This window comes from Salegentibacter salegens (assembly GCF_900142975.1).
Classification (GTDB): domain Bacteria; phylum Bacteroidota; class Bacteroidia; order Flavobacteriales; family Flavobacteriaceae; genus Salegentibacter; species Salegentibacter salegens.
This window is the reverse complement of sequence record NZ_LT670848.1, coordinates 2,737,131-2,762,496: the sequence shown is the minus strand read 5'-3', so window position 1 is coordinate 2,762,496 and position 25,366 is coordinate 2,737,131. Positions and strand designations below refer to the sequence as shown.

At 37.6% G+C, this 25,366-nt stretch carries 26 protein-coding genes; 8 read left to right on the top strand and 18 right to left on the bottom strand.

The window, feature by feature from the left end; translation table 11 throughout:
- The first annotated feature begins 56 nt into the window (after positions 1–56).
- The gene (locus tag B5488_RS12340; RefSeq protein ID WP_079735535.1) at positions 57–416 is read left to right on the top strand and encodes a DUF6616 family protein; all 360 of its coding nucleotides are present in this window, start codon (positions 57–59) and stop codon (positions 414–416) included.
- Positions 417–474: 58 nt separating this feature from the next.
- Here B5488_RS12340 and B5488_RS12335 read toward each other — a convergent pair whose 3' ends face one another.
- The 6 genes from B5488_RS12335 to trhO all read right to left on the bottom strand — a co-directional run bounded on the left by B5488_RS12335 (position 475) and on the right by trhO (position 7,284).
- Complete coding sequence (locus tag B5488_RS12335; protein WP_079735534.1) at positions 475–1,128, bottom strand: CoA transferase subunit B; 654 nt, start codon at positions 1,126–1,128, stop codon at positions 475–477.
- A gap of 144 nt (positions 1,129–1,272) precedes the next feature.
- Positions 1,273–1,971: a CoA transferase subunit A gene (locus B5488_RS12330; protein WP_079735533.1), complete on the bottom strand. Its 699-nt coding sequence runs from the start codon at positions 1,969–1,971 to the stop codon at positions 1,273–1,275.
- A gap of 107 nt (positions 1,972–2,078) precedes the next feature.
- A complete protein-coding gene (locus B5488_RS12325) occupies positions 2,079–4,391 on the bottom strand; it encodes a penicillin-binding protein 1A (protein WP_079735532.1) in 2,313 nt (770 codons plus the stop codon).
- 11 nt (positions 4,392–4,402) lie between these two features.
- Positions 4,403–4,894, bottom strand: a complete 492-nt coding sequence (locus B5488_RS12320) for a gliding motility lipoprotein GldH (protein ID WP_079735531.1) — start codon at positions 4,892–4,894, stop codon at positions 4,403–4,405.
- Positions 4,887–6,047 (bottom strand): PSP1 domain-containing protein, encoded by a 1,161-nt coding sequence (locus tag B5488_RS12315; RefSeq protein ID WP_079735530.1) that lies wholly within the window; start codon positions 6,045–6,047, stop codon positions 4,887–4,889. Before B5488_RS12315 ends, B5488_RS12320 begins: the two co-directional genes overlap by 8 nt.
- A 205-nt stretch (positions 6,048–6,252) precedes the next feature.
- Complete coding sequence (gene trhO / locus B5488_RS12310) at positions 6,253–7,284, bottom strand: oxygen-dependent tRNA uridine(34) hydroxylase TrhO (RefSeq protein WP_079735529.1); 1,032 nt, start codon at positions 7,282–7,284, stop codon at positions 6,253–6,255.
- Between the two features lie 468 nt (positions 7,285–7,752).
- On the opposite strand from trhO, the gene recA reads away from it, so the two are divergent.
- The 4 genes from recA to B5488_RS12290 all read left to right on the top strand — a co-directional run bounded on the left by recA (position 7,753) and on the right by B5488_RS12290 (position 11,430).
- Positions 7,753–8,769, top strand: a complete 1,017-nt coding sequence (gene recA / locus B5488_RS12305; RefSeq protein WP_079735528.1) for a recombinase RecA — start codon at positions 7,753–7,755, stop codon at positions 8,767–8,769.
- Between the two features lie 160 nt (positions 8,770–8,929).
- On the top strand, positions 8,930–9,412 hold the full coding sequence (locus B5488_RS12300) for a hypothetical protein (protein WP_079735527.1): 483 nt from the start codon (positions 8,930–8,932) through the stop codon (positions 9,410–9,412).
- Positions 9,413–9,424: 12 nt separating this feature from the next.
- Positions 9,425–9,967 (top strand): RNA polymerase sigma factor, encoded by a 543-nt coding sequence (locus tag B5488_RS12295; protein WP_079735526.1) that lies wholly within the window; start codon positions 9,425–9,427, stop codon positions 9,965–9,967.
- Positions 9,964–11,430, top strand: coding sequence for a hypothetical protein (locus B5488_RS12290; RefSeq protein ID WP_079735525.1), 1,467 nt, complete (start codon positions 9,964–9,966; stop codon positions 11,428–11,430). Before B5488_RS12295 ends, B5488_RS12290 begins: the two co-directional genes overlap by 4 nt.
- 33 nt (positions 11,431–11,463) lie before the next feature.
- Here B5488_RS12290 and B5488_RS12285 read toward each other — a convergent pair whose 3' ends face one another.
- Positions 11,464–12,222: a lysophospholipid acyltransferase family protein gene (locus B5488_RS12285; protein WP_079735524.1), complete on the bottom strand. Its 759-nt coding sequence runs from the start codon at positions 12,220–12,222 to the stop codon at positions 11,464–11,466.
- A gap of 74 nt (positions 12,223–12,296) precedes the next feature.
- Between B5488_RS12285 and trpS the strand changes: the two genes are divergently transcribed.
- Positions 12,297–13,265 (top strand): tryptophan--tRNA ligase, encoded by a 969-nt coding sequence (gene trpS, locus B5488_RS12280; RefSeq protein WP_079735523.1) that lies wholly within the window; start codon positions 12,297–12,299, stop codon positions 13,263–13,265.
- Here trpS and dprA read toward each other — a convergent pair.
- Positions 13,262–14,362, bottom strand: a complete 1,101-nt coding sequence (gene dprA / locus B5488_RS12275; RefSeq protein ID WP_079735522.1) for a DNA-processing protein DprA — start codon at positions 14,360–14,362, stop codon at positions 13,262–13,264. The two genes, trpS and dprA, sit on opposite strands and share 4 nt — an antisense overlap.
- Before the next feature lie 98 nt (positions 14,363–14,460).
- Between dprA and B5488_RS12270 the strand changes: the two genes are divergently transcribed.
- Complete coding sequence (locus B5488_RS12270; RefSeq protein WP_079735521.1) at positions 14,461–15,390, top strand: HU domain-containing protein; 930 nt, start codon at positions 14,461–14,463, stop codon at positions 15,388–15,390.
- 57 nt (positions 15,391–15,447) lie between these two features.
- Complete coding sequence (locus B5488_RS12265; RefSeq protein WP_079736614.1) at positions 15,448–15,960, top strand: acyl-CoA thioesterase; 513 nt, start codon at positions 15,448–15,450, stop codon at positions 15,958–15,960.
- On the opposite strand, the gene B5488_RS12260 is transcribed toward B5488_RS12265, so the two are convergent.
- From B5488_RS12260 to atpG, 10 genes are all read right to left on the bottom strand, one after another.
- Positions 15,957–16,595 (bottom strand): autotransporter domain-containing protein, encoded by a 639-nt coding sequence (locus B5488_RS12260; RefSeq protein WP_079735520.1) that lies wholly within the window; start codon positions 16,593–16,595, stop codon positions 15,957–15,959. The genes B5488_RS12265 and B5488_RS12260 overlap by 4 nt on opposite strands.
- Positions 16,579–17,280: a hypothetical protein gene (locus B5488_RS12255; protein WP_146128743.1), complete on the bottom strand. Its 702-nt coding sequence runs from the start codon at positions 17,278–17,280 to the stop codon at positions 16,579–16,581. Before B5488_RS12255 ends, B5488_RS12260 begins: the two co-directional genes overlap by 17 nt.
- Before the next feature lie 63 nt (positions 17,281–17,343).
- Complete coding sequence (locus B5488_RS12250; protein ID WP_079735518.1) at positions 17,344–18,567, bottom strand: murein hydrolase activator EnvC family protein; 1,224 nt, start codon at positions 18,565–18,567, stop codon at positions 17,344–17,346.
- Positions 18,567–19,337, bottom strand: coding sequence for a DUF4292 domain-containing protein (locus B5488_RS12245; RefSeq protein WP_079735517.1), 771 nt, complete (start codon positions 19,335–19,337; stop codon positions 18,567–18,569). The genes B5488_RS12250 and B5488_RS12245 overlap by 1 nt, the downstream gene beginning before the upstream one ends.
- On the bottom strand, positions 19,338–20,714 hold the full coding sequence (locus B5488_RS12240) for a tetratricopeptide repeat protein (RefSeq protein ID WP_079736613.1): 1,377 nt from the start codon (positions 20,712–20,714) through the stop codon (positions 19,338–19,340). It abuts the gene before it with no gap.
- A 170-nt stretch (positions 20,715–20,884) separates the two neighbouring features.
- Positions 20,885–21,901, bottom strand: coding sequence for a sugar phosphate nucleotidyltransferase (locus B5488_RS12235; protein ID WP_079735516.1), 1,017 nt, complete (start codon positions 21,899–21,901; stop codon positions 20,885–20,887).
- A gap of 124 nt (positions 21,902–22,025) precedes the next feature.
- Positions 22,026–22,460: a dUTP diphosphatase gene (gene dut / locus B5488_RS12230; protein WP_079735515.1), complete on the bottom strand. Its 435-nt coding sequence runs from the start codon at positions 22,458–22,460 to the stop codon at positions 22,026–22,028.
- A 2-nt stretch (positions 22,461–22,462) separates the two neighbouring features.
- Positions 22,463–23,914: an oligosaccharide flippase family protein gene (locus B5488_RS12225; RefSeq protein ID WP_079735514.1), complete on the bottom strand. Its 1,452-nt coding sequence runs from the start codon at positions 23,912–23,914 to the stop codon at positions 22,463–22,465.
- Positions 23,915–23,939: 25 nt separating this feature from the next.
- On the bottom strand, positions 23,940–24,380 hold the full coding sequence (locus B5488_RS12220) for a hypothetical protein (RefSeq protein ID WP_079736612.1): 441 nt from the start codon (positions 24,378–24,380) through the stop codon (positions 23,940–23,942).
- Positions 24,381–24,495: 115 nt separating this feature from the next.
- Positions 24,496–25,356: an ATP synthase F1 subunit gamma gene (atpG, locus tag B5488_RS12215; protein WP_079735513.1), complete on the bottom strand. Its 861-nt coding sequence runs from the start codon at positions 25,354–25,356 to the stop codon at positions 24,496–24,498.
- Positions 25,357–25,366: the final 10 nt, after the last annotated feature.

The window sequence follows — 25,366 nt, the reverse complement described above, 5'->3', positions numbered from 1 at the left end:
GATTTAACTATCTTTTTATTACTAACTTTAGATTATAACCAATAAAACCAATAGTTATGTATTTGTATATTGAAATGTGGAATGTAACCGGGAAATGGATAGACCTGTCTAAAGATAAAAGACGGGAGCTCATGGAAAATATGCAGAGTAGGATTACCGGTTTAAAGGATAATGGGGTGGAAAACCTTGGCTGGGCTTTAAATGACGAACATACGCACTACCGCAGCCAGTATCGCTATGTTACGGTTTGGAAAATGCCATCTTTAGATAATGTTGAAACATTAGAAGAAAACCTGAAGAAAGTAGGCTGGTATGATTATTTTTCCCAGGCCAATACCCGCGGAAAAATTATTTCCCAGGGCGAAGCTATAGATTTCTTAGTAAATCTTGAAGCCGAATCTACTTCCCTAACTTAAATATGAATTAAAATAGAATATTTTCCGGCAGTGATTTTAAAATTACTGCCGGATTTTTTTATATCTGCATCTCAGGAATATCGCCTTCTACAAGCAACTTTCCTTCTGTAGCTTTTTGAATTTCTTCTACACTTACTCCCGGAGCCCTTTCCAGCAGCTTAAAACCATCTTTAGTCACTTCAATAACCGCAAGGTTAGTCACTATCTTTGTAACGCAGGCAACGCCAGTTAAAGGCAATGAACATTTTTTAAGCAATTTAGAATCACCCGCTTTGTTGGTATGCATCATCGCCACGATAATATTTTCGGCACTGGCTACAAGATCCATAGCACCGCCCATACCCTTTACCATTTTCCCCGGAATTTTCCAGTTGGCAATATCTCCGTTTTCGGCAACTTCCATAGCACCTAAAATTGTAAGATCTACGTGCTGACCGCGAATCATCCCGAAGCTCATTGCCGAATCAAAGAAACTAGCACCGGGAAGTGCTGTTATGGTTTGTTTTCCCGCATTAATAAGATCGGCGTCCTCTTCTCCTTCAAATGGGAAAGGTCCCATTCCCAGGATTCCGTTTTCACTCTGAAACTCTACTTCTATATCATCGCGTACAAAATTGGCTACAAGGGTAGGAATCCCAATTCCCAGATTCACATAATACCCATCTTTCACCTCTTTGGCAATACGTTTTGCTATTCCTTCTTTGTCTAACATAATTCTAATTTTGTCATTTCCGCGAAGGCGGAAATCTATATTTTTTCAAAAAAGCCGATTCGAAAAGATCCTAAAATCACTATTGAAAAATGAATGATTCTCAAACTACCACATTTTCAAATCTTCAAATCATCTATTATTACATTACTTTTTTCTTACCGTTCTTTTCTCAATTCGCTTTTCGTAGTTTTTTCCTTCAAAAATTCGTTGTACAAAAATGCCCGGAATATGAATTTGATTTGGGTCTAATTCTCCCGGTTCTACCAGTTCTTCAACCTCAACAACAGTTATTTTTGCTGCACCGCACATTAACGGATTAAAATTACGAGCGGTTCCTTTAAAAATAAGGTTTCCGGCTTTATCGCCTTTCCAGGCTTTTATAAAAGCGAAATCGGCTTTAAAGGCTTTTTCCAAAACATACATTTTCCCATCAAATTCGCGGGTTTCTTTAAACTGAGAAACTTCGGTACCGTAACCGGCAGGGGTGTACATAGCCGGATAGCCCTGTTGGGCAGCCTGGCAGCGCGCCGCTAATGTTCCTTGTGGAATAAGCTCTACGTCTAGCTCTTCGCTTAGCATTTGGCGCTCAAACTCGTCGTTTTCTCCCACATAGGAAGAAACCATTTTATCTATTTGTTTCTTTTGAAGTAAAAGTCCGAGGCCGAAGTCGTCTACCCCGGCGTTATTGGAAATGCAGGTAAGGTTCTTTACATTAAGACGCACAAGTTCTGAAATGGCATTTTCGGGAATCCCGCTAAGGCCAAAACCACCCAGCATAAACGTCATACCATTTTCTACGCCCTGCAAAGCATCTTCTACATTTGCTACAGTTTTTCTAATCATCGGTATTTAATTTTACCGAAAAATACGAAAATAAAAATGCTGCTACAATGCTTTTAGCGCTGTAGATTATATTTTTCTGAAAAATAAGAGAAGATTTTTGCTAAATCTTAAAAATCAAGTTCGTCTGGAACACTATTGTTTTCAGAATCACTTTCCTGATTATAGTTGTCACAATTTATTTCAATTGAAAGATTATCAGGTTTAGGAAAAGCATCCTGAGAAATATCCAGTTCTTCATCGGCATAAAGATCTTTCATATACATTCCCCAAATTGGCAGCGCCATAGTAGCACCCTGCCCGTAAGTTAAATTTGGAAAATGCACCGCCCGATCTTCAGCACCAACCCAAACGCCGGTTACAAGATTAGGAACCATTCCCATAAACCAGCCATCACTTTGGTTTTGTGTAGTTCCGGTTTTACCGGCAATAGGATTTTTAAAATCGTAAGGATAACCGGTTACCCCGCGTTTATAATGATCAAATTCTTTAGCGTAAGTTCCGCGTAAACGAACCCCCGAGCCATATTGTGTTACACCTTCTAAAATATTTACCGTTACATATGCCGCTTCTTTATTCAACACATCTCGGGTTTGGGGTACGTGTTGATAAAGTACAGTTCCATTTTTATCTTCTATTCGGTTTACAATTACCGGTTTTACATAAACCCCTTCATTTACAAAAGTGCTATATGCCGAAACCATCTCGAAAAGGCTCATATCCTCGGTACCCAAAGCGATTGCAGGTCCGTTTGAAAAGTTTTCGGTATCTACTCCCAATTTTTTTACTAAATCTAAAACCGGTCCGGGGCCTGTTTTATCTATTATCCTGGCTGTTACGGTATTTATGGATTGTGCAAGCGCGTTTTTCAAACTTATCATCCCTTCATATTCTCCGTTAGCATTTGCGGGAGACCAGTCTTTAACATTCCCGTATTTACCAGCTTCAATAGTAAATCTATTTTTAGGCATTACATCGCAAGGAGAAAGCTTTAATTGATCTATAGCCGTAGCATAAACAAAAGGTTTAAAAGTAGAACCTACCTGGCGTTTTCCCTGTTTTACGTGATCGTATTTAAAATGCTTGAAATTGGTTCCTCCAACCCAGGCTCTTACTTCCCCGGTTTGAGGCGTCATAGACATTAAACCGGCCTGTAAAAAGCCTTTATAATAAAAAATAGAATCTTTAGGCGTCATAAGGGTATCCTTTATTCCATCCCAGGAAAAAACACGCATTTTAGTTTCTTTATCGAAAGAAGCCAGAATATCTTCTTCAGGTTTACCCTGAGCTTCCATTTCTTTCCATCGTACAGATCGGCGCATAGCGCTTCTCACAATACCATCAACCTGTCCCTGGTCTATATCCCGAAACGGGGCAGTTTTGTTATTCTTATTTTGCCGGTCAAATTCTTTCTGAAGATGTGAAATATGCTTTTCTACCGCAGTTTCTGCATATTGTTGCATTTTAGAATCTATGCTGGTATAAATTTTTAATCCATCCCGGTAAAGACTGTATTCACTACCATCTGGTTTTGGATTTTTCCCTATCCAATCTCTCATAAACCCTTGCAGATACACACGGAAGTATGTCGCCATTCCCTCATCATGACCTTCTGGAGAGAAATCAAGGTTTAATGGTAATTTTTGAAGAGAATCTTTTTCCTGTTCAGAGAGATAACCGTTTTTATTCATTTGAACAAAAACCTGGTTACGTCTTTGTTTTACTAATTCAGGTCTGCGAACCGGGTTATATAAAGCGGCATTTTTTAGCATTGCTACTAAAACTGCAGATTCTTCTATATTTAGGTTTTTCGCTTCTTTTCCGAAGTAAATTTTTGAAGCTGAACGAATTCCCACGGCCTGATACACAAAATCGTATTTATTAAAATACATGGTAATAATTTCTTCTTTTGTGTATTGTCTTTCCAGTTGGGTAGCGATATTCCATTCTTTTACTTTCTGCAAAAGCCTGGCAAAAGTATTATTAGAAACATCTTCTGTAAACAAAAGTTTAGAAAGCTGTTGTGTTATGGTACTTGCTCCACCGCGCGTTCCCAGGTAAAAAGCAGCTCTAAGGGTACCTTTGGCATCTATCCCGGCGTGCTTATAAAAACGTTCGTCTTCAGTAGCTACAAGTGCTTCAATGAGGTGATCGGGAAGATCGTCATACTTTATAGGCGTACGGTTTTCACTATAATATTTACCCAAAGTTTCTCCATCTGAAGAGAAAATTTCGGTAGCAAGGTTAGTTTCAGGATTTTCCAATTCTTCAAAATCGGGCATCTTACCAAACGCGCCCCAGCCGGCAAGTAAGAAGATTAAAACTACAGCTAATAAACCTATACCAAAAATTGTCCAAAAACCAACTATATAAGATCTTTTGCTGGTTTTGGGCTTTTGCTGCTTCTTTTTTGTTGCGGCCATTTATTCAAAAATTATTGTAGGTTTTCTTCTATTCTAAAACCTATGTGGGTAATTCCTTCTAAATTTTCTATTCCTTCTACCTCGTCGTTTTTACGCATTGCCTGTTTGATGGCAATTTTATATTCGCCGGGTTCAGTAAAACTCACATTTTCTTTATACCAGAGTTTACTTTCTTTTACATCACCAAAACCCGTACCAAGCCAGCTTCCATCTGGTGCTGCCATTTCGTATTCCAGGGTATCGGTTATCACTTTCCCCTGTGGAAATCGCATTTCGGTAATCAAAAACAGGTTTCTGTAATTATAATCTTTATTATTTCTAACGTTTATAAACAGATTATAGTTTTGCAAAGAATCAAGCTCTTCCAATTTAAAAACTAAAGTAGAATCTTTTTCCCAACCTCCCTGTATAGGTTCATATTCATCATAAACCCGCTTTTTATCGCAGGAAGCCAGTAAGGCAAAAGCACTAATAAAAATTAAAAATACTGCAGCTTTACGCATTATTCGAAGGTTTGCCTTTACGTTTTCTTCGTTTTTTTGACTTGTTTTTCTTCTGCTGCCCTTTGGGTATATCAAAGCGCGTTAAGCTATCCTGCCCAACCACATTATTGAAATCCCGTTTTTCTTCCAACTGAACCTGCACTTCAAATTCTTCCAGGCTGCCAACATCTTCTTTCTTACGATTAGAAGTAATAATTTTATTAGCCTGTTCTGCAGTTAATTGATGCCAGTTCATCCACTCCCCTTCGTATGCATACCAAAGCACACCTTTAAAAATGTCAATTTTTTGACAAACCGCAGTTCCCTTTTTAGTGAAAAGTTTGGTATCGGTTCGTGGAAATGTCTTTAAAGCTTCAAGGTAAGAATCAAGTTCGTAGTTAAGACAACATTTTAATTTACCACATTGACCCGCTAATTTCTGCGGATTTAAAGATAATTGCTGATATCTCGCCGCCGAAGTACTTACCGATCTAAAATCTGTTAACCACGTAGAGCAACAAAGTTCCCGGCCACAAGAGCCAATCCCACCAAGGCGGGCAGCTTCCTGTCTTAAACCAATTTGGCGCATTTCAATTCTTGTATTGAACTCCCTCGCAAATTCTTTAATTAGCTGGCGGAAATCTACACGATCATCTGCGGTATAATAAAAGGTTGCTTTTGAAGCGTCTCCCTGAAATTCAATATCGCTAATCTTCATACTTAGATTAAGCCGAATTGCTATTTCACGGGCTCTTTTCTTTATCGCTTCTTCCCGGGCGCGAACTTCTTCCCAAACATCAATATCCTTTTGGGTTGCTTTTCTGTATATTTTAAGTACTTCTTCGCTATCGGTTTTTACTTTTTTCTTTTTCATTTGTACCCTAACCAGCTCGCCGGTTAAGCTTACCATCCCTACATCGTGACCGGGAGAAGCTTCAACAGCTACTACATCGCCCATACTTAGGCTTAGGTTTTCGGTATTTTCAAAAAAGTGTTTTCTTCCGTTTTTAAAGCGAACTTCTACATAATTAAATGGTGCTACGCCATTAGGCATAGACATATTTGATAGCCAATCGAATACAGAAAGTTTGTTACAGGAATCTGTACCACAGGTACCGTTGTTTTTACATCCTTTTGGCTGACCGTCTTTGGTTGAGCAACTGCTACAAGCCATAAATAGTTATATGTTGTAAGTCTTGCAAAATGATTTGCAGACTTTGGGTTTATATTGAGTTTCTAATCAAGAACCTTGGGACAATCCCACAAGTTATGAAACCAAAATTTATTATTTCAATAGAGGCAAACCTCAAAACAATTAAATCTCGATTATCGAGTAAATATACCAATATTAATTGGCACTCTCTTTTTAGAACGCTGTGTTAACTTTTATATTTTAAAACCTTAGAACGTCCTTTTTTGAATATTTTATTGCTATTTCCCTTGCCTTTTCGCAAAGCTTTTTGCTCTTCGTAAGGTAAAGCGGCAATCTCCTTACATTCTATAGAACAGCAATTATTCATTTTTTCAGCACATTCTTCACACTGGATAAACAGCAAATGACAGGCTTCATTATCACAATTTACGTGTTTATCACAAGCTTTACCGCATTGGTGGCAATGCGCAATAACTTCTTCTGAAATCTGCTCGGCACGGCGATGGTCAAAAACGAAATTCTTTCCTATAAATTTATTTTCCAGTTTTTGATTTTCAACCTGGCGGGCATACTCAATAATACCGCCTTCCAGCTGATAAACATTTTTGAAGCCTTTATGCTTATAATAGGCACTGGCTTTCTCACATCGAATCCCACCGGTGCAATACATTACGAGGTTTTTATCTTCTTTATAATCTTTTAGATCGTCTTCAATAATCGGCAAAGAATCCCTAAAAGTATCCACATCTGGTGTGATCGCACCCTGAAAATGACCAATTTCACTTTCGTAATGATTTCGCATATCTACCAACACCGTTTTGGGATCGCCAATAAGTTCGTTGAATTTTAAAGCATCAACATGAACTCCTTTATTGGTTACATCAAAAGTACTATCGTTAAGTCCGTCGGCAACTATTTTTTTACGCACTTTCACCTTCAGCTTTAAAAAGGCTTTGGCATCGTGTTCAATAGCGATATTCAGCCTAACTCCTTCCAAAAAGTAGATGTTATCTATAAAATTCTTGAATTCTTCAAATCGTTTTGCCGGAACCGAGAGTTGGGCGTTAATCCCTTCGTGGGCTACATAAATACGGCCAAGAACGTTCATTTGATCCCAGGCAATAAAGAGGTGATTTCTAAACAAATGTGGATTGCCAATTTTGGCGTAGGCATAAAAAGAGAGCGTTAAACGGTCTTCTCCCGCTTGGTCTATAAGTGCTTCCCTCTCTTTAGCGCTTAATTTATTGTACAGTTGCATGCTATACTAATTAGTTAAGGTTAAAGAAAAATTTTTGCAAAGATACATTTAAAATTGAAGCAAGAAAAAATGCCCTGAAAAGTCATTTCCCAGGGTATTTTTTGTGTGGCTAATTCGGTTTGTAATCTTTTTTACTTTGTTTCATAAATTAGATTTTTAAATTCTAGCCACCATCAACCCGGCAACTTACATTCAGCAAAATAATTGCCGAAGTACTAAAACCACCAGGCATAATCAGACTTTTTTTCAAAAATCTCATAGGCAGGGTTAATTTTAAATTTTCACTTAATAACTACCCGGGAGCAAGCTCGCAGGCATTAGTTTGAGAATGTAAAAGATTTTAGCATAAGCAAAAAGATGCTTTAAACCTCACGTTAGAAAGTAAATATACAAAAGCTGCACATATAAAATTGGGATGCAGCAAAACTTATAGTAATTTAGCAACTCTCTAAATAGATTATTCAAATTATGAGCAACGATAAAGAAAAAGAAGCAAAATTAAAGGCCTTAAAGCTTACCCTGGATAAGATGGATAAAACCTACGGAAAGGGTACCGTAATGAAGATGAGTGACCAGGCCGTAGTAGATATAGATGCAATTTCTACCGGTTCTTTAGGTTTAGATTTGGCCATGGGTGTTGGAGGTTATCCTCGTGGAAGGGTTATTGAAATTTATGGACCGGAATCTTCTGGTAAAACAACTTTAACTTTACACGCAATAGCTGAAGCACAAAAAAAAGGTGGTATTGCCGCTTTTATTGATGCAGAACACGCTTTTGACCGTTTTTATGCTGAAAAACTTGGTGTAGATATAGAAAATCTTATTATTTCCCAACCCGATAACGGGGAGCAGGCTCTAGAGATTACCGATAATTTAATTCGCTCGGGAGCTATAGATATTATTGTGATAGATTCGGTTGCAGCGCTTACGCCAAAGAGTGAAATTGAAGGAGAAATGGGAGATTCTAAAATGGGATTACACGCCCGTTTAATGTCCCAGGCACTTAGAAAACTTACATCTTCTATTAGCAAAACCAACTGTACCGTAATCTTTATTAACCAGCTTAGGGAAAAGATTGGGGTAATGTTTGGAAATCCTGAAACTACTACCGGTGGTAATGCACTTAAGTTTTATGCTTCGGTTCGTTTAGATATTAGACGTTCTACGCAAATAAAGGACAGCAATAGTAATGTTATGGGTAATAAAACCCGCGTAAAAGTTGTGAAAAACAAAGTAGCTCCACCCTTTAAAATGGCTGAATTTGACATTATGTATGGCGAAGGAATCTCAAAAATTGGTGAAATTGTAGATATAGGGGTAGATTATGAGATCGTGAAGAAAAGCGGTTCCTGGTTTAGCTACGAAGACACCAAATTAGGTCAGGGTCGTGATGCGGTAAAAATTCTGTTGAAAGACAATCCTGATTTGATGGAAGAACTTGAAGAAAAAATTAAAAATGCTATAAAAGTAGCCAAAGAGGCTTAGTACCAGCACTTAAATTCGCTTAAGCCTATTTGTATTTTACAAGCAAATAATAACCAAATCTTAAAAATCCCTTAAAAAGAGGGATTTTTTTGATTCTGGACGCAACCTTTTCAATAATGCTGCATCTATAAAATAGATAACCCTAAATAATTAATTTAAAATGAAAAGAATTGCCTTATTAATGATTTTAGCCGTAAGCCTTTACAGTTGTAGTAGCGATGATGGCCCTAGCGTGGCATTTGAATTTGCCGAAATTACTGCTTCAGATTTGCCAGAGTATTTTGAACTTGACGAAGAGTACGATATAAATGTAGATTATGTACTACCTTCAGCCTGTCATACTTTTGCAGGATTTGAAGGAGGACAAGGAGAAAATGAAGAAAATGACTCAATATTTGAGTATTCTATTAGAGCTGTTTCTTCTTATGATCCTGCCCTTACTGAATGCACAGAAGAAAACGATTCTTTAACTGGTAGCGCCAAAGCCTTTGATAAATTTGAAATTAATTCTGAAAATTATACAACTATCAGATTTAATTTTCTTTCAGGTTTTGACTCTGACGATGACCCAGAATACATAACCGTAGATGTTCCGGTAGGAGAACCTGAGCCGGAAACTCCAGAAGAGAATACTAACGAATAACAATCTAAGTGAGTGGGTTTAGAAAAACTCATACATCAGTGTAAAAAACAGGATATTAGGGCGCAGGAAAAGCTTTACCGTATGTACTCCGGTAAACTTTTTGGCCTGTGCCTTAAATATTCTAATAACTACCAGCAGGCTGAAGACAACCTGCAGGATGGTTTCATGACCATTTTCAATAAAATAGATCAATATGAAGATAAAGGATCTTTTGAAGGCTGGATGAAACGAATTGTGATAAATACCACCCTACAAAAGCACCGAAAAGAAAAATATTTTGAAATCATTAATGAGAACCAGCTGGAAGATCCAGTTGTAGAAATTGATGATGAAGAAATTACTACAGATTTTCTATTAGAAAGCATTCAGGGATTACCTGAACGTTACCGACAAGTTTTTAATCTCTATGCTTTAGACGGATTTTCCCATAAAGAAATTGCCGATATGCTAAACATAAGTGTTGGAAGTTCAAAATCAAATTTGGCCCGAGCCAGAAATATTTTGAAAGAAAAAATAGAAAACCACCTCAACGATAATAAGGTGCAATCACTATGAAAGAAAGAAAGAACATAGACCGACTCTACCAGGAAAAGTTCAGGGATTTTGCCCCCGAACCGCGACCTGAGTTATGGGATAATATTGCCGGCAAACTGCAGGAGAAAGATAAGAAAAAGCCTTTTATAATTCCGTTATGGTTTAAACTTGGCGGTGTGGCCGCAGTTTTAGCTTTAATGCTGGGCGGCTATTTTTTTAGTCAAAATAATTTCACCAATACCGAAGTAGTTTTTGAAGTAGAAGAAACGGCAAAACCCCAAATAAATTTACCCGAAATTAATAAAAATCAACAGTTTATAAATGCTTCAGAAATCCTGAAAAATGTTAATGAAGCTACTTATTCAACTTCTGAGGGCGCCAACACCTCATCAGCAAATAACAATTCGGCTATAGCTTCAGAAAACACTAATCCAGGAGTCGAAAAAACTCCAGGTAATTCAACTGAAAGGAAAAATTCAGAAAATATTACTGCAGATAAATTAAATGGGCAAAAATCAGCAATAGCGGAAGAAAATCATCAAGATTCCGAAGAAGAAAATTTTCAAAATCAAGATTTCATCAATCCAAATTCAAAAAACGAACAGAAACCTGAAGTTATTGTAGAAAACAGTAACGAAAATATTGAAAAAGAAGAAGCGCTTTCCCTAAAAGACAGTCTGGAAGTAGCAGAACAATTAGCTCAAATTGAAGAAGAAAAAAACCTTGATAAGGAAGAAGATCTTATTGCCGCGGCTTCTAAAAAGAAACTGCGCTTAAGCACTTTTGCGGCTCCTGTTTTTTATGACAATATTGGCAGCGGGAATGCGATAGACTCACAATTTGCGGGAAATAATACCACTTCACAGGTGAGTATGGCGTACGGGATGAATTTAGCTTATGCAATTTCAGAAAAAATAAAGATAAGAAGTGGAATATCTAAAGTGGCGATGAGTTATAATGTAGAAGACATCGTGTTTTCTGCCTCTATAAATCCAAGTACTATTAGTTCTATAAATTACGAATCTACCGGAAATAATGTACAATTAGAGAGTGCGGCACCAAGTGGGCTTCCGGGCGGGAATCAGGATCTCAACCCCGCGTTTTCCAATTCTACAAATATGGCATTACCGGGCGAGATCAATCAACAATTTGGTTTTATTGAAGTACCCTTAGAAATAGAATACAGCCTCCTGGACAGTAAATTTGGTATTAACCTAATTGCGGGAGGAAGCAGCTTATTTTTAGATGAAAACAGCATACAGGTAAATACCAATAATCAAAATACCAGGATTGGCGAAGCTAATAACATTAATAAAGTGAGTTTTAGCACCAATGTGGGCGTGGGATTAGATTATAAATTAACTGATAGCTTTAAGTTGAATGTAGAGCCTATCTTCAAATATCAGCTGGATACTTTTAATGATGCACCCGGCGTGAGACCGTTTTACTTCGGAATATATTCGGGAATAAGTTTTAGTTTTTAACACCTATGTAATGAGTGGAATCCTTCAGAAGTTTTATTTTGAAGGATTTTCATTCTGTAAATCTTTAGAAAGCTCTTCAAAAATTACCTGCCGGGTTTGATTTCTTAAATCCTTTCTATCACCTGGCTGCATTCCTTCAGTATTAATAAATTGGTGAATCTTCACCCTGAGTTTCCCCGGCGCTCCCGATATGAATTTATAAGAAAACCGCTTCTTATTATCGTAAAAAGTAATGGGCACAATGGGAATATGGTGCGCAATGGCCAATCTAAATGCCCCGTCTTTAAAAGTGTCTAAAACGAGCGATCTATCTTCTGGCACACCGCCTTCAGGAAAAATGCAGATGCTTTCACCCATATCTAATCTTCTGCGGGCTTCAGTCACTACATCCAATTTGCTTTTAGCGCAGTTTCTATCTACAGTTATATTAGTTTTTCGGTAGAAAAAACCGAAAATCGGAATTTTAGCAAGTTCCCTTTTCCCCACAAAAATAAATGGCTGTTTAATAATCACCAGCATCATCATAATATCTATCATAGAAGTATGATTGGCCACCAACATATAATTTTTCTTTGGGTCCAGGTGTTGCATCCTTTTAATTTCAGGATAAAAACCCATTCCATATAAAATACATTTGGCCCAAATGCGGGCGCAAACATAATATTTGGGATAAAGTCTCTCGGAAGAAGAGAAAATAACAAGCACCGGAAACATTACTAAAATTGGTAATACAAGAAGAATATAAAACCAGATTCGCCATAAAACAGTAAGTATTGTGCGTAGGATGCTCATAGAAACCAAAAGTACTAAATTGAACCGAGGGAATTCCGTAAAAAAAGTACCTTTGCAGAAAACCGAAAAAGCAGATGTCCAGAATTCTTACAGGAGTACAAAGTACAGGAACTCCACACTTGGGAAATTTATTGGGAGCAATTTTACCGGCTATAGAAATGGCTAATAAACCCGATAACGATTCTTTTATTTTTATTGCCGATATGCATTCGCTAACCCAAATAAAAGATGCCGAAACTTTAAGAAACAACACTTATTCTGTGGCGGCAACCTGGCTGGCTTGTGGAATAGATATTGAAAAAACTGTTTTTTACCGACAAAGTGATATCCCGCAAACCGCAGAGCTTTCCTGGTATTTAAGCTGCTTTTTTCCTTATCAGCGCTTAACCTTAGCGCATTCTTTTAAAGATAAATCTGATAGGTTAGAAGATATAAACGCCGGGCTTTTTACTTATCCAATGTTAATGGCGGCCGATATTTTGCTTTATGATGCCGAAATTGTGCCGGTAGGAAAAGACCAGCTTCAGCATTTGGAAATCACCCGGGATGTCGCTTCCCGCTTTCACTCAAAAATGGGTGAGGCTTTTGTAATTCCTGAAGCGAAAGTTCAGAAAAACACCATGTACGTTCCGGGAACCGATGGCGCCAAAATGAGTAAATCTAAAGGCAATAGCATAAACTTATTTGTAACCGATAAAAAACTGCGGAAACAAATTATGGCTATTGACACCGATAGCACACCGTTGGAAGAACCAAAGAATCCGGATACATGTAATGTTTTTGCACTTTACAAGTTAGTAGCTACAGAAGCGCAAATAGCAGAAATGCGTAAGAATTATGAAGCAGGCGGTTTTGGATATGGTCACGCTAAACAGGCTTTATACGAAGTACTTTTAGAGCAGTTTGAAACGCCTCGAAAAAAGTATGAATATTATATGAATAACCTTGAGGAGCTTGACAAAGCCCTTGAAGTTGGCGCCGAAAAAGCCAGAAATGTTGCCAATGAGGTTATAAACAGAGTAAGGAAAAAAGTAGGCTACTAGATCAATTCAAATAATTTACCGGGTAATGGGCGTACCACACCTTTTAATTCCATATTAATTAAAATACCCGCGGTTTTATAAGAGGGAAAGTTACAGTTTATCGCAATGCTATCTAACTGGGCTTTCCCTTCCTTTTGTAAAAAATCTAACACATTATTTTCTTCCTCATCAAGTTCTATAAATAATTGTTTTTGCACCGATTTTGCTAATTCATCCGGCTGCCAATTGAGCATATAAACCAAATCTGCAGCTGAATTAAGCAAATGAGCTTTCTGTAACTTTATAAGGTCGTTACAGCCTTTACTTAATTTATCTGAAGGTCTTCCCGGCACCGCAAAAACTTCCCGGTTATAGGAATTCGCAATATCTGCAGTAACTAGTGAACCGCCTTTTTCAGCACTTTCTATAACCACGGTTGCTTCGCTTAAACCGGCGATTATTCGATTACGTTTTAAGAAATTATTCCTATCAAAGTTATCACTGCTCCAGAAATCGGTAAAAAACCCACCGTTTTCTTCAACCGAAGCTACATACTTATGATGCACTTTAGGATAAATTTGATCTAAACCGTGTGCCAAACAACCAAGGGTTTGTAAATTATTGGCTATGGCTGCTTTGTGAGCCGTAATATCTACTCCATAAGCAAAACCCGAAACGATAACCGGATTTAACGGACTTAATTCTTCGATGAATTTTTCACAAAATGCAACTCCGCTCTGAGTGATTTTTCGGGTTCCCACCACACTAATAATCTTTTGGTCTTTCAGGTTGATATTTCCGCGCTGAAACAACAATATTGGCCCATCTATACAATGTTTTAATTTCTCGGGATAGTTTTCATCTTTAAAATATAATGTTTCAATATTGTTCTTTTCAATAAATTTAAGCTCTTGTTCGGCAGCCTTGAGATGAGAAGCATCAAAAAAGTCTTTTAATCGGGAAACCCCAATTCCATCTATTTTAAGTAAAGTTTGCTTCTTTTGCTGTAATACATTTTTAGCCGATCCAAAATGCCTTATCAATTTTTTAGCGAGGGTATCTCCCAGGTTTGGAATGTGTTGCAGGGCCAGGACATACTGTAATTCTTCAGCAGACATATTTCTATTTTTATTAAAATTACAGAAAAAAAGGTTTGTTAATAAAATTTCTTTGGGTAACTTTAGGAGGATTAAAATAACACCTTATTTTTGCGGCAATGAAGATAGCTAACTACATCCAGGATTTACTTTATCGTTACGAATGCGTAATATTACCCGGTTTTGGGGCCTTCCTTTCCCAAAAAGAGCCGGCTTATATAGACAAAAAAAGTGATGTTTTGCATCCGCCCAAGAAGGTAGTTTCCTTTAATTCGCAGTTAAAGAAGAACGATGGGCTTTTAGCCAACTATATCGCTGCTACCCAAAACGTGTCATATTCCACTGCGGTTAATAAGATTACTGAATTTGTGGGCAAACTTGAAGAATCTTTTAAAGAAGATGGTAAGGTTGAACTGGAAAATATTGGCCGTTTTTATTATGCTGAAGAAAAACTTCAATTTGAACCTGTTGAAGAGGTAAATTACCTCACCGATTCTTTTGGACTGGAAAATGTGAAAGCTTCAGCAATTAGTCGTGAAGTTTATAAAAAACAAGTTGAAGAGCTTGAGGAAAAAGCTCCATTACATTTCACTCCAGAAAGAAGAAAATCACCTGCTTATCTTAAGTATGCAGCTATTGGACTGATTGCTTTAGGAGTTTCAGGCTTCGCAGGATTAAATATTTACAGCAGCCAGGTTTCTCAACACAATATTGCAGAGCAACAACAAGCACAGGAACAACTTCAGGAGCAAATTCAGCAGGCAACATTTATTATTGATAATCCTTTACCGGCCGTTACTTTTAACGTAGCCAAACAAACGGGAAATTACCATATTGTAGCAGGTGCATTTCGTGTAGAAGAAAATGCCAAAACAAAGGTTGCTGAACTTAGAAAAGAAGGCTTTAAAGCACATCTTCTAGGCGAAAACAAATATGGCCTTCACCAGGTTGTTTATGCCAGCCACGAAAAAAGACGTGATGCTATAAATATGCTACGTAAAGTAAAATCTTCTAACGAAGGTGCGTGGTTATTGGTGCAGGAACTTTAATAGTTCTTTAAGCTGTAAATTGCTCAAAGCACCTTATTTTTGCCCAAAATTGGCAAAATGCAGGCAAAACACCCAAAGGAATCCAGAACTACTTTAACCGATCTGGTTTTACCCAGTGAAACCAACCCACTCAATAATTTATTTGGGGGAGAATTGCTTGCGCGAATGGACCGCGCTGCCAGCATAGCCGCCAGAAGACACAGCCGTAGAATTGTAGTTACTGCCTCGGTAAATCACGTGGCTTTTAATAAAGCAATTCCGCTAGGAAGTGTAGTTACTGTAGAAGCTGCGGTTTCCCGTGCTTTTAAATCGTCTATGGAAATCTTTATCGACGTTTGGGTTGAAGATCGTGAAAGTGGGAACAGATCTAAAGCAAACGAAGCTATTTATACTTTTGTAGCCGTAGATGAAACCGGAGCTCCAGTTGGTGTCCCACCTTTAGAACCCGAAACAGAACTCGAAAAACAACGTTATGACGCTGCCTTAAGAAGAAAGCAGCTTAGCCTTGTACTAGCCGGTAAAATGAAACCAAATGAAGCCACAGAACTTAAAGCTTTGTTTAAAGACTAACCGTCTGGGTTCTGTAAATGAAGCCTTACTCCAAAACCAACCAGTAATAAGCTGTGTTTGTTAAAATAATCGTCCAGAACCTGTGGAGTTTCTATCTCCATCTTGTCCCAGCGCAATGTAGCTTTAATAAAAATCGCGGCGGTTTTATCAAATCGATATCCTAATTCGCTTCGCAGCATTAAACTGTTTCCATCTTCGGTAAAACGAGAATCTGGGGCGCGATTTACATTATGCACCTCCCCAAAACCGGCGAGACTGTGTAAACTCCATTCGCGGTTAAAGGCGTGATAATACCCCAAATGAAGTCCTAAATAATGGGTAGTGATTTTATTAACTGAACCGGTGTTGCTAATTTGGTCTTCCTTTAAATTCCCTGCGGTTAAATTATACTGCCCGCCAATAGTTAAAAAAGGCAGCACAAACCAGTTAAAATCCAAACCAAAACCTAATTGGGAATAGTTCTCCAAACTTGAATTATTTACACTATAACCTCTAAAAAATTCTCCGACAAAAAATACGGTTTCAGGATCTGTAGCTACATATTGATTTCTGTGAGGTTCAGGAAGAGTATCTTGCGCAGTAATTAACAGCGGAAAAAAGAGTACGATTAGGAAAAGCTTAATAGCTGAACTCATACACGGGATTTTCAGGAGTTATTTCAACATTTATTGTATCGTAAACCGCTTCAGCACTAAATTTATAATAAAACTGAAGATAGCTGTTTTCGATAGTTTTAGCTGAAATTGTCATTTCATCTTCTCCCGGCAATATTCTATTCCAATATTCACTTCCATTCTGAAACCGGATGGTATTATCAAATGAATCTTCGTGAAGTTTTCTATATATTTCAGTAGAAGAATAAGAAAATTCAAAAAACAAAGTATCGTTTCTGGCCGAAGTATTATTCACCTTTACCTGGAATTCCTGAATTTTAGGCAATTGTATATTTGTCAATTCAAAAGAATTTCCTCTCGAGCCAATAGAATCTAGAAAGTGAATAGTGCTAAATTCTTCCCTGTAGTCCTGGTGATTTGAATGGTTTACACTTACCCCATAAAAGCTATTATCGGTATCTAAGCTTACAAAAGAAAATTCCCCGGAAGCATTTGTAGAACTTTCTCCAAGCATTTGGGCCGGCCTTGCCCATAGCCTATCGTATTCTGAGCCCGATGCGATTACACTTATATTTTCTATCGGTGTGTTTTCAGCATTTAGAATATTTCCCGATATCAGCATTCTCTTACTGCCAACCACTCCCACGTTGTGCTTGACACAACCGGTAATAACAATAAATATTAAAAGGAGTAATACTTTTTTCATAATCATGAAGAATGAGATTCTCTTTCTAAGATGCAGGAATTACCAAAAGGTTGCGTGGGGAAACTACATTTCCAGGATCCAATCTGCCGGATCCATCTTTTGCATGTTTTTGTAAATCAGGAAGTGTAAGGTAGTTTTCCCTGAAGTCCGGCTGGTAGCCACAGCGCCAAGTTCCTGCCCGGTATTTACCACATCCCCCCTTTTTACAAATACTTTTTCAAGGTTATCGTAAATAGTAATATAATCTCCGTGTCTTACCATTACCGCTTTATTTGCGCCTTTTAACACCTGAACTTCACTTACGGTACCGTTAAAAACAGCGCGGGCTTTCCCGCCGGGGTCGGTATCAATATTTACTCCGTTATTATTAATACTTATGGTTTTCACCACCGGGTGTGGCTGGCGACCAAAGCGGGAAGTAACAACCCCAGATCTAACCGGCCAGGGTAAACGGCCCTTGTTCTTCACAAAATCGGCTGCGAGAGCTTTTGCAGCTGGAGTTAATTCATAAACATCCCTTTCGGCAGAACCGCTTTCTTCATTAGATTTTGCAATAGACTCACGAATCATTTTCTCAATTTGCGCGTCAATTTTATTAATTTCTTGTTGTTTTTGCCTAATCTGTGCAGCGAATTCCCCTTCTTTGCTTCGTATATTCTGCATTAAATCCTGCTGTGCCTTTTTATTCTTTTCCAATTGAGAACGGGTTTGGCGGTTTTCGGCAATAAGAGCGTCCTTAGTTTCCTTTTGGTCGGCTAAATCGGCATTAAGCTGCTGTAATTCTTCTGTACGAGCTTGTATTTCGTCTCCCTGCTGCTTGCGATAATTGGTATATTGTTTCATATACTGCATTCGCTTATAGGCTTGCAAAAAGTTTTCTGAAGACAGCAAAAACATTATTCTACTTTGGGTAGATTTGCTTTTATAAGATTTCTCAATCATCCTCGCATAATCTTCCTTAAGCTGCTCAAGTTCTTTCCTTAGCCGGGAAATTTTATTCGTATTTGCACTAATTTGATTAGTGAGAAGATTTGCCTGCTGGTTGGTTACTTTTATTAAATTTTCTGTACTTCTTATTTGTTGGTCCAGGTCTTCTACCTGACTTAAAACCGAGCGTTCTTTTTGCTTATTACTGCTTCTTAACTCGTTTATGCGTGTAATTTCATTTCTAAGCTCTATCCGTTTTTTTTCAAGTGCCTCCCGGGTTGTTTGAGCTGACAAATTTCCCGCGGAAAGCAGGAGAAATATTAGGCAAAATAAGATTTCAGAAAATTTCTTAAATTTCATTATAAACTAATTTCTTCATAACCTGTCGGAATATCAAACGGAAAGCTCAATTCTCCCTGGTCAAATTCCAGTGAACGGTAGGTGAGTTCTATTCTAGTGCTACTCCCCGCCTCATTGGCAATAATGCTTATTTCTTCCGGAAAAATCTTTCCAGCTACTTCCTGGTAATCTGAATAAGTTACGGTCACACTTTTATTTTCTTCCGTTTGTGCCAGTTGTTGCGCAGAGGTTTTAAAGTTTTTAGGATTCAACAGAAACATTTTCTTTATTAATCCTTCATTTGAAGGCATAAACTGGAAGCCTTTTGCCGTTTGAGAAAACTCAAATTCTTCCTCCCTAAGATCATAAATAGCCTGGCCTATGAGTAAATTTTGAAGTTTTTGAAAATCTAAAGGTGTACCTAACAAATCACTTAACAGTCTAAAATCTCCATCAAAATATGTTTGGCTTACTTTTTCGTAATAACTAACTCGTGAAGGGGTGATATACGCTTTCGCTACCGGAAACCCTAAAACCGAAGCGCTCATCCAAATAGCCTTATCTTTTTCCATTCTAAAGCTTAAATTCACCGATTGGGTGCGATCTTCATTTTGATACACCGTTCTTAATTTCCCGGTAAGGGTTTTAAAATCGGCTTCAGCATTATAATGACTTTCTATAATATTTGCAGCTTCAGCATTTTTAGTAGCGATTCCTTTTACTCCTTTCCGGCTTCCGCAGGAAACAACAAAAAGGCTCAACAATACTAATCCTAAAATCTTTCTATACATCTATTCAATTTCTTTAATTAATATTTCGGCTTTTCGTGAATATTCCGCCGATTTCTCTTCTTCTCCCAGTTCTCCATGCGCTCTGCTTAACTGGGTATAGAAATCTACTTCCATTTTGGGATTATCTATTAAATAATCCAGGCCAAATGTAAGTATTTCTATAGCTTCACGATATTCTTCCAGTTGGTTTAATGCAATACCCTGTAATAAAGATAAAACAGGCTGCGCGGGAAACACTTCTAACATCTCCTTACTCAAATCCCGGGCCTCTTTATACTTTTCTAACTCTATTTGCAGTAAAATAGTATTCTTAACTAACTGAAAATCTTCTGTACTTTCTGCCAAACCGGCTTCAAAAAAAGTAAGCGCTTCTTCTATTTGTCCGCGATTCAAATAATACTGACCTAATTGCCCGTAAAGTTTTGGAGCATTTTCCCGTTCACTAAGCATTTTACTCACCTGCATTAAATCTTCTTCATATTCGGGATTGTTATCTACAAAAATCAGAAAATCATTGAGCACTTTAAATTTAGATTCGGGATCTATTTCTTCACTTTCAAAAACAATTTTCATTGAATTTACAGCGTCTTCTGGTTCTTCTCTTTCCAGGTAAAATTTATAAAGCGCCAAATGAACCAGGCTTGAACCAGGATTTGCAGCTAATAATTCCTGAGCAGTATTGTAAGCTTCTTCATTTTCTCCCAGGTCGCTGTAGATATAAATGAGGTTCAGGTAATTTTGTTCTATTTCGGGATTATTGCTAATACTTTCTTCAAGGTTCTCTATTTGTGCTGCTGTGTCGCCGGTGCGGGCAAAAATTTGTCTTCGTAATTTATTTCGGTAAGTACTGGGGCCTTCCTGCCGGTCCAGTTCATCTATTGTTTGAAGCGCTTCTTCGTACTGTTGATTGAGCAGATAAATATTAGCAAGCTTTTCTTTATAATCATCGTCAAACTTTTGAAGTTTTCCAAGGGTTTCTATAGCTGCATCATATTGCTGTGCCCGGGTGTAGCTTTTATAAAGTTCATTTAAAACATCTTCTCTTTCTGGTGCTAATTGATGGGCTTTTTCAAGGTTTGCAATCGCCTTATCATAATTCTCTAATTCATTATAATTTCTGGCCATTTCAAAATACACCACCGGATTATCAGGTTCCAGCTTCTGGCATTTTTCTAAAGCAAGTATGGCTTTTTCGTAATTCTCAATGCCTTTTTGTTTTAAGGCTTCAAAAAATTGCTCCTGAAATTCATCGGTTACATTCCCAAGATCATCCTGATTTACATCTTCAAGCACCACTTCTTTTTCCTGGGCAAAACTTACCTGAAAGGAAAACAACGCTCCTGAAAGCATAGTAATAATGAAGAAGTACTTTTTCATAAATAAATTTTCAGGACAAAATTGAAATAAAGAGGTTGTTTGAAAAATTTTTAAGATCGTCATCCTGAATTTATTTCTGGATCTAATTTATTGTTCGTCAAAACATGTTAGAAGCTGAAACCAGTTCAGCTTGACGAAACCCTATTTTTCAAACAACCTCTTAAATAAGCTTATTCTAAAGTTGAATAATCGCCAATACTAATTTGGGTAAAGTTACCGTCAAATTTCGCGAAATTCCCTATCATCGCGTTATCCAATTTTGCATTTTTAACTTCAGCAAAAGTTTGAATTAAGCTGTTTTTAATTTCAGAATTAGTAATCTTAGTTCCGTCGCCCACTGAAACATTAGGACCAATTTTCGCATTTACCAGCTCTACATTTTCGCCAATATAACAAGGCTCGGTAATTTCAGAATTAGTAATTTTTACAGAGTCTGAGATCAATTTTTCACCATCCTTGTGAAGAAAATTCAGCATTCTGCCGTTGGTTTCTACGGTTACATTTTTGTTCCCGCAATCCATCCATTCATCTACGGTTCCGGTTTTAAAGACCCTGTCTTCAGCCATCATTTTCTTAATACCATCGTTAATCTGGTATTCGCCGCCGTGCATAAGATTCTCATCAAGAACTTCTTCCAATTTCTCTTTTAAAACCGCAATATCTTTAAAATAGTAAATACCAATTACGGCCTGGTCACTTACAAATTCTTTTGGCTTCTCAACCAATTCAATAATCTCGTTCTTTTCGTTAAGATTTACCACCCCAAAAGCTTCGGGATTTGCTACTTTTTTAGTCCAGATTACGGCATCGGCATCTTTATCAAGTTTAAAATCTGCTTTTATTAGAGTATCAGCGTAAGCTACCACTGCAGGGCCAGAAAGTGATACCTTCGCGCTCATAATAGCGTGACCGGTTCCCAAAGGTTGATCCTGGCGGTAAATTGAAGCTTTTGCATTTAGGCTTTTTGCCAGCGCTTCTAAACTTTCTACTATTTCATCTCCAAAAAAGGCCGGATCTCCCAAAATAAAAGCGATCTCGTCTATAGGTTGATTAAGAACTTTTGCAATATCTTCTACCAAACGATGCACGATTGGCTTTCCCGCTACAGGAATTAAAGGTTTTGGTACTGTTAACGTATGAGGACGTAGTCGTGAACCACGACCCGCCATAGGAACTATAATCTTCATTTATTTAGTTTTTTTGATCTTCAATCCTTGAAAATCCATATTCATATTAATTTTCCGCACAAATAACCCAAAGGTTAAAAATTATTGAGGCCTCCTTCAACGAGCTCAGGATGACCCGCAGGCATTATTTATTCCCTGTACTTCCAAAGCCGCCTGCACCGCGAGTGGTTTCTTCCAGCGTATCAACTTCTGCCCAGGAAATATGTTCGTGTTTAGCAATCACCATTTGGGCAACACGCTCCCCATTTTCTATGGTGAATTCTTCGTTAGATAAATTCACTAAAATCACTCCTATTTCTCCACGATAATCGGCATCTATAGTTCCGGGTGCATTTAACACGGTGATTCCCTTTTTGGCGGCAAGGCCGCTTCGTGGTCTTACCTGTGCTTCATAGCCTACCGGAAGTTCTATAAAAAGCCCGGTTTTAACGATAGCTCTTTCTAATGGTTTTAACGTAACAGCTTCAGAAATATTGGCTCTAAGGTCCATTCCTGCTGAAGCTTCAGTTTCGTAATGCGGCAGTTTATGTGCCGATTTATTGATGATCTTTACTTGCATAGTTAAGATTGTATAATTTTGATAAGTTGTTTTCTTTCAGCAACATAAACTGTTGCAAGAAAGATTAATAATAAGCTAATTCCCACGAAATAATTTCCGCGGAAAACATAAAAGGAAAATACCGAAAATAAGACGGAAAGTACTAAATAGCCGCCTATTTTTTTAAGGTTATATGGAATGGGATAATATTTTCTTCCGTAGAAATAAGAAAGCAGCATCATTACTCCGTAAGCTACCAAAGTTGCAATCGCAGAACCGGTGTAGCTTATATATGGAATTAAAATAATGTTGAGCGCAAGGGTAAATAATGCACCTACTACAGAGATATAGCCACCAAAACGGGTTCGGTCTGTAATCTTATACCACACAGAGAGATTGTGATAGATACCAAGGAACAGGTTTGCCAGTAAGATAAGTGGCACAATATGCATTGCCTCCCAGTAAGAGCTATCCTGAATTAAAAGTTGCTTTAAAATATCTATAAAAACGATCACGGCCACAAGAATGAAACTTCCAAAAACCACAAAATATTTGGTGATTATCGCATAGGTTTCCGGTGCATTTTTATTTTCAGCATGGCTAAAGAAAAAAGGTTCTATTCCCAATCTAAAAGCCGTGGCAAAAAGCGTCATAAACAAAGCTAACTTATAACACGCGGCATAAGCACCAATTTCGGCCCGGGCTATATCCTGCGGAAGTAAATAATCTAACATTATTCGATCAAAAACTTCGTTTATCGAGAAAGCAAGTCCGGCGATTAAGACCGGAAACGCATAAGACATCATAGATTTCCATAGCTTACTATTAAAGCTAAAATCTATTTTGAAATAGAAAGGCAGCATCATTAAAAGTGTAGCACCACTAGCCACCAGATTGGAAATAAAGATATAACTGATCTCAAAATCTGGAACGTAAATACTTTGAAAAACCGAATTCCCAACGGCCAAATCTTCTAAAAACAGTAAGAAGAAAACATTTAAACCAAGATTAATACAAACATTAATGAGTTTAATTATTGCGAAACGCATTGGCTTTTCGGCGGCTCGAAGCCAGGTAAATGGAATAATCACCAAGGCATCCAGGAATAGAATCCAGATTGCCAGTTGAATATATTTTAGCGGAATATTCGTGATTTCAGCAATAAAACCCTGAATGAAAAACGCAATAATAAAAAACACTAAAGAAGTAGCTACAATAGACCAGCCGGAAGTACTTAGAACTTCTTTGCTGTTTTTCATTTTATTGTAAAACCTAAAAAAAGCGGTTTCCATCCCATAAGCAAGGATGACATTAAAAAACACAAAATAGGCGAAGATTATAGAAACTTCGCCATATTCCTCTTTGGGTAAAACGTGAGTATAAAGCGGTACCATAATCACATTCAGCATACGCGGCAACACCGTGGCGAGGCCGTAAACGAAGGTTTGCTGAAAGAGTTTTTTAAAGGTACCCAACCGGAGGATTAATTAGATTTCAAGCTTAGTTCTGCGCTTCTATTCCTGTTAATTTGTAATATTTTGTTTTATCGTTTTGAGTATACACCAGGATAGCTTCATCGTCTTCAATCTCAAACGGGGCTTTTTCAGCTTTCTGAGGAACCCTGTTTTTGTTTTCTTCCGCAGGATCTGAACTCATTATATCCATTCCATTTGTGCTAAAATTAGCGATAAAAAGATTTGCTTGCTCACTATCCTGAACCAATGGAGATTTCATTCCTCTAAAATAAACACTTTCCATACTTACCCGATTATCCTGGATAACCGCCACAGGAACGTGGAGATTTAACCCATTTTCACCCTGTGTATAATAAATATCCTGAAACTGTGCGGGAGCACGTTCCTGTAATTCCTTATTGCTGCCGCAGCCTGTAATTAAGCTCAAAGCGAATACACTGCTGAATAAAAATAGTAGTTTCTTCATAATAGAAATTTTGTTGTTTAAAAGTACAAAAACAAAACGCATACCAAATAAAAAACCCGTAGTTAACTTACGGGTTTTTAGAACGGAATTACTTCCAGAATATTATTTATAGGTTTTATCCATTTAATGCTTCGGCACCACCAACAATCTCCAGGATCTCATTGGTAATAGAAGCCTGTCTTGCTTTGTTGTAAGACAATTTAAGATCGTCTCTAAGTTCTTTTGCATTATCGGTTGCTTTGTGCATTGCCGTCATACGAGCGCCGTGTTCTGAAGCGAAAGAATCTCTTAATGCTTTAAACAATTGCATTTTTAAAGATTTAGGAATAAGCTCTTTTACAATTTCGATCTTTGAAGGTTCAAAGAGGTAATCGAGTTGCTTTTCTTCTTCCGTATCAAATTGTTCTATTGGCAAAAATTGCTCATGCTGTACAACTTGGGTAGCCGCGTTTTTAAATTGGTTATACACCAATACTATTTTGTCATATTTTTCGTCTAAGAAGAGCTGCATTAATTCTTCGGCAATCTCAGATACGTTTTCAAACGTTAGCTCGTCGTAAATTTCATTGTTATTCTTATATACTTCGAAGTCCTTTTTAAGAACATCGTTGGCTTTTTTACCAAGTGTATAAAGTGATAGATTTTTAGACTCGTAATCGTTTTTGGCTTTATACCTAACGCCTTTTACAATATTAGTATTAAAAGCACCTGCAAGCCCCTTGTTAGATGAAATAGCAACTACCAATACGTTTTTAACTTCACGGTCTTCGGCGTATTTACTGCTGGTATCATCATCCAGGGTTGCACTTAAATCCTGTAACAGCTGAGTTAATTTTTCAGAATAAGGTCTCATTTGCGTGATCGCATCCTGAGCCCTGCTCAACTTTGCCGCCGATACCATTTTCATGGCACTGGTGATCTGCATCGTTGATGATACCGAAGTAATCCTGCTACGTAATTCTTTTAAGTTTGCCATTTTATTTAGT

What these genes read in the sequence shown, in the direction of transcription:
- B5488_RS12300 (WP_079735527.1), top strand. Translation starts at nt 8,930, where the DNA reads ATGAAAAGAATTGCCTTATTAATGATTTTAGCCGTAAGCCTTTACAGT.
- B5488_RS12240 (WP_079736613.1), bottom strand. Translation starts at nt 20,714, where the DNA reads ATGAAAAAGTACTTCTTCATTATTACTATGCTTTCAGGAGCGTTGTTT.
- B5488_RS12265 (WP_079736614.1), top strand. Translation starts at nt 15,448, where the DNA reads ATGCAGGCAAAACACCCAAAGGAATCCAGAACTACTTTAACCGATCTG.
- B5488_RS12290 (WP_079735525.1), top strand. Translation starts at nt 9,964, where the DNA reads ATGAAAGAAAGAAAGAACATAGACCGACTCTACCAGGAAAAGTTCAGG.
- recA (WP_079735528.1), top strand. Translation starts at nt 7,753, where the DNA reads ATGAGCAACGATAAAGAAAAAGAAGCAAAATTAAAGGCCTTAAAGCTT.
- dprA (WP_079735522.1), bottom strand. Translation starts at nt 14,362, where the DNA reads ATGTCTGCTGAAGAATTACAGTATGTCCTGGCCCTGCAACACATTCCA.
- B5488_RS12235 (WP_079735516.1), bottom strand. Translation starts at nt 21,901, where the DNA reads ATGAAGATTATAGTTCCTATGGCGGGTCGTGGTTCACGACTACGTCCT.
- B5488_RS12250 (WP_079735518.1), bottom strand. Translation starts at nt 18,567, where the DNA reads ATGAAATTTAAGAAATTTTCTGAAATCTTATTTTGCCTAATATTTCTC.
- B5488_RS12320 (WP_079735531.1), bottom strand. Translation starts at nt 4,894, where the DNA reads ATGCGTAAAGCTGCAGTATTTTTAATTTTTATTAGTGCTTTTGCCTTA.
- atpG (WP_079735513.1), bottom strand. Translation starts at nt 25,356, where the DNA reads ATGGCAAACTTAAAAGAATTACGTAGCAGGATTACTTCGGTATCATCA.
- trpS (WP_079735523.1), top strand. Translation starts at nt 12,297, where the DNA reads ATGTCCAGAATTCTTACAGGAGTACAAAGTACAGGAACTCCACACTTG.
- B5488_RS12325 (WP_079735532.1), bottom strand. Translation starts at nt 4,391, where the DNA reads ATGGCCGCAACAAAAAAGAAGCAGCAAAAGCCCAAAACCAGCAAAAGA.
- B5488_RS12340 (WP_079735535.1), top strand. Translation starts at nt 57, where the DNA reads ATGTATTTGTATATTGAAATGTGGAATGTAACCGGGAAATGGATAGAC.
- B5488_RS12260 (WP_079735520.1), bottom strand. Translation starts at nt 16,595, where the DNA reads ATGAGTTCAGCTATTAAGCTTTTCCTAATCGTACTCTTTTTTCCGCTG.
- B5488_RS12220 (WP_079736612.1), bottom strand. Translation starts at nt 24,380, where the DNA reads ATGAAGAAACTACTATTTTTATTCAGCAGTGTATTCGCTTTGAGCTTA.
- B5488_RS12255 (WP_146128743.1), bottom strand. Translation starts at nt 17,280, where the DNA reads ATGAAAAAAGTATTACTCCTTTTAATATTTATTGTTATTACCGGTTGT.
- B5488_RS12315 (WP_079735530.1), bottom strand. Translation starts at nt 6,047, where the DNA reads ATGGCTTGTAGCAGTTGCTCAACCAAAGACGGTCAGCCAAAAGGATGT.
- B5488_RS12245 (WP_079735517.1), bottom strand. Translation starts at nt 19,337, where the DNA reads ATGTATAGAAAGATTTTAGGATTAGTATTGTTGAGCCTTTTTGTTGTT.
- B5488_RS12285 (WP_079735524.1), bottom strand. Translation starts at nt 12,222, where the DNA reads ATGAGCATCCTACGCACAATACTTACTGTTTTATGGCGAATCTGGTTT.
- dut (WP_079735515.1), bottom strand. Translation starts at nt 22,460, where the DNA reads ATGCAAGTAAAGATCATCAATAAATCGGCACATAAACTGCCGCATTAC.
- B5488_RS12335 (WP_079735534.1), bottom strand. Translation starts at nt 1,128, where the DNA reads ATGTTAGACAAAGAAGGAATAGCAAAACGTATTGCCAAAGAGGTGAAA.
- trhO (WP_079735529.1), bottom strand. Translation starts at nt 7,284, where the DNA reads ATGCAACTGTACAATAAATTAAGCGCTAAAGAGAGGGAAGCACTTATA.
- B5488_RS12330 (WP_079735533.1), bottom strand. Translation starts at nt 1,971, where the DNA reads ATGATTAGAAAAACTGTAGCAAATGTAGAAGATGCTTTGCAGGGCGTA.
- B5488_RS12270 (WP_079735521.1), top strand. Translation starts at nt 14,461, where the DNA reads ATGAAGATAGCTAACTACATCCAGGATTTACTTTATCGTTACGAATGC.